This window comes from Microbulbifer aestuariivivens, from assembly GCF_039545115.1.
GTDB lineage: Bacteria > Pseudomonadota > Gammaproteobacteria > Pseudomonadales > Cellvibrionaceae > Microbulbifer > Microbulbifer aestuariivivens.
Genome location: NZ_BAABRT010000042.1, coordinates 1 through 2794 on the forward strand (window position 1 = coordinate 1; position 2794 = coordinate 2794).

At 49.1% G+C, this 2794-nt stretch carries 4 protein-coding genes; 2 read left to right on the forward strand and 2 right to left on the reverse strand.

What is annotated here, in order from left to right:
- Positions 1–25: 25 nt before the first annotated feature.
- On the forward strand, positions 26–247 hold the full coding sequence (gene rlmJ / locus ABEA58_RS14435; RefSeq protein ID WP_425563540.1) for a 23S rRNA (adenine(2030)-N(6))-methyltransferase RlmJ: 222 nt from the start codon (positions 26–28) through the stop codon (positions 245–247).
- A gap of 208 nt (positions 248–455) precedes the next feature.
- The gene (locus tag ABEA58_RS14125) at positions 456–716 is read left to right on the forward strand and encodes a hypothetical protein (protein WP_345552527.1); all 261 of its coding nucleotides are present in this window, start codon (positions 456–458) and stop codon (positions 714–716) included.
- Positions 717–873: 157 nt separating this feature from the next.
- Here ABEA58_RS14125 and ABEA58_RS14130 read toward each other — a convergent pair whose 3' ends face one another.
- Together ABEA58_RS14130 and ABEA58_RS14135 are read right to left on the reverse strand one after the other, a co-directional pair.
- Entirely contained in the window at positions 874–1251 is a 378-nt protein-coding gene (locus tag ABEA58_RS14130) for a hypothetical protein (protein ID WP_345552529.1), read from the reverse strand.
- A gap of 219 nt (positions 1252–1470) precedes the next feature.
- Positions 1471–2511, reverse strand: a complete 1041-nt coding sequence (locus ABEA58_RS14135) for a hypothetical protein (protein WP_345552531.1) — start codon at positions 2509–2511, stop codon at positions 1471–1473.
- Positions 2512–2794: the final 283 nt, after the last annotated feature.

The following is a 2794-nucleotide window of genomic DNA, read 5'->3' on the forward strand; positions in this document are numbered from 1 at the left end:
CAAGCGTTGTGGAGGCATTCAATAAATCCACCCCCTTAGCTTCCACCCCGGCTCTCCGCCCATCGCCGGTTACTCCTTGCGCCTACAAGATCGCATCGGGCTGCTTGAACTGCAGCCAGAGGATTACCAGCTTCCGCAGAAAAGCTTTAAGATGACAAAATGTTACTCTGACCCCAATTATTCGCGAGGACCAGTGTACCGGCCGATTCTGGGAGGGTCGCTTCAAGTCCCAGGCTCTGCTCGATGAGCGAGCCCTGGCGGCCTGCCTCGCGTATGTCGACCTGAATCCAATCCGCGCCAAGATGGCCGACTCGCCAGAAACATCAGATCACACATCGATTCAGCAACGCATCTCCGCGGCCAAAGCGGGACAACACTCTCAGCAGCTGTTTCCGTTTGCGGGCAACCCCAAGGAGTCAATGCCGGTTGGACTACCCTTTCGGTTACAGGATTATTTGGAACTGGTGGACTGGAGCGGACGCATTCTCCGCGAAGGAAAGCGGGGTGCAATTGATCAACACCTACCGCCTATCCTCGACCGGCTACAGATAGATCCACGACACTGGCTATACCTGAACAAAAATTTCGAAAGCCGCTTTAAATCCCTGGTCGGCGCCGGCCATTCTGTTCGCACCGCCTGTGAGCAGCTCGGAAAGCGCTGGTGCCACGGCATTCGCGACTGCGAGCGCTATCTTTCACCACCCGCAGCCTCCTAACCCAAACTACGCCTTTTAAAAAACATTATCGCAGGCTTACTGCGATAATCTGCCACGCTTAAATAATACTGAGTGGCGTAGCTTTACACCGTTCAGCCCATCAATTGATTAAACCGCGGGATTCTTGGCCTTTGTTGGCCCAACGAAACGACCACCGTCAACCACCGTACCAATTAGTGGGTGTCCTTTTTTCTTCTGAATGGTCCGCCTGGCGCTGATGCAGTTCGGGGTTGATACCGCTTTTGGACTGCCACTGAACGAAGTCGCGGCCATAACGGAAGCCACCATTTGTCCAGCGGAATAAGTCCCCGAAGCTGTTGCGCATTTGCAGGGTATAGAAGAACTGGCTGTTGTCTTCGTCTTCGCCGAAGTCACTGATGCGATCGGCCTCATGTTCATTGAGGCCGATGCGCTCGGAGATCAGTTTGCCATCGGCAACCCGCACGACATAAATATCGGTATTGCGCAGGTCTTCAGCATTGATTTCCGCCAGCAGCCCCTGGTGATTGATTTCACTAAAGCTTGCACTGTCCATGACGCGGGTGATATCCGGAAGGTCTTCACCTGGTGTTTTTTCGCCACTGGAGAATCATACGCCCCGCAACATTCATTCCTAACTCCACGCCCCAGCTACAAAATCCAGGCGACTCAAAACAAAGTCACAAAATAGCACCGGCAGCTGCCCGAATGGAAAACAGCCTAGGCAATCGCGGAGGGCTAAAAAACTAGTCAAATTCCTACACAAACAAAAATCCTACTGTAGTACGTCGGGATCGTTGAGCAATGAATCATGCATTTCTGGAATCAACTCACCCTGCTGTGCTGCGCATTCATTTCGCGAAGGGTAGCCTTTCTGCCAAGTGAGAGCATTATCCACCAGCCATTGAACCACCGTAGCTGCTTCAGTTTCCTGGGGAATGTACTCGCCAGTTACTCCCGCGTCAGATTTCGCCTGCGCGGAAAGGTTCTGCTCAAAGTGCTGATAGGAATCACGCTCCTTTGAAAAACCTTCTAATGATTCATCTTTATCATTCGTTTTGTAAAGCTTTCTCCACACTAGGATATCTTGGCTCCCATCCTTATCGAAGTCACCAAAGTAGAGTTTGGAATATGCACGTAATGCCGGACCGAACCTGTCATTATCGGCCAATAATTTAGAAGCGTACTGGTATTCGAGCACCCCTCTCCGATCTCCGTATCTATCGGCCATTTCAGGACCTGTCAACCAGTCACTCGCATTAAAATACTCTGAAAAAATCGTACGGTTGTAGTCCGGAGAAAAAATGATTACTAGGTTATTGAGAATCACAACCAATTCGGCTCTGTCATCCGAGTCTAGATAAACATACCGGACAGGCTTATTTCCTTGGCAACCCACCCCTAGCCCTTTATATTCCTGATTAAAAGGTACGGGGTAGTCAAGGCCGATAAAGCCATACTGCTCCTTGAGCTCATTAAAAAAGTACTGATGAGACGATCGTGTTATAGGCCAAACACCTAAAAGTTTATTTTGCGAAACATCAACGGAAAGAATTCCTAGCCCCTCGACAGCTGTAAACCAAACATTATCACCACCTGCGTTGGTCCACCCCAAGCATCGCCCCCCGATACTGATACCTTGCTCCCGAAAAACTTTACTCAGCGAGTTAGAGGCTTCTTGTTCTTCTGGTGACTTTGAAAATGATGTTCCATCACAAGGTAACGCATCATGAAAAACGACGTCAGCGTTACTAGCTGAACAAAAAAAGAGTAAAGCGTAGACGTATAGCTGAATACCGAAATTCTTTATGGACATTGTGACCTACCTACCGGAACCTGTGGATTACCAAATACATCCTGCGCTGAGGCGGCCTGCTTAACATCGCGCCACAATACACCGCCAATCCATTCTTTCTCTCCATATGCAAAACACCATGAAACAGTTGTTTCCATAACGCCCTCATCCTGTGGAAATAATTAGGGTCAGAGCAAAATTAAGACGCCCTATTTATCGCAGTATAAAACCACTCTCTGACCACAAATAAAAAAGCACTTTTGAGATCCAACTCTTGATACCCATTAAAGGCTATCAAGAGAGC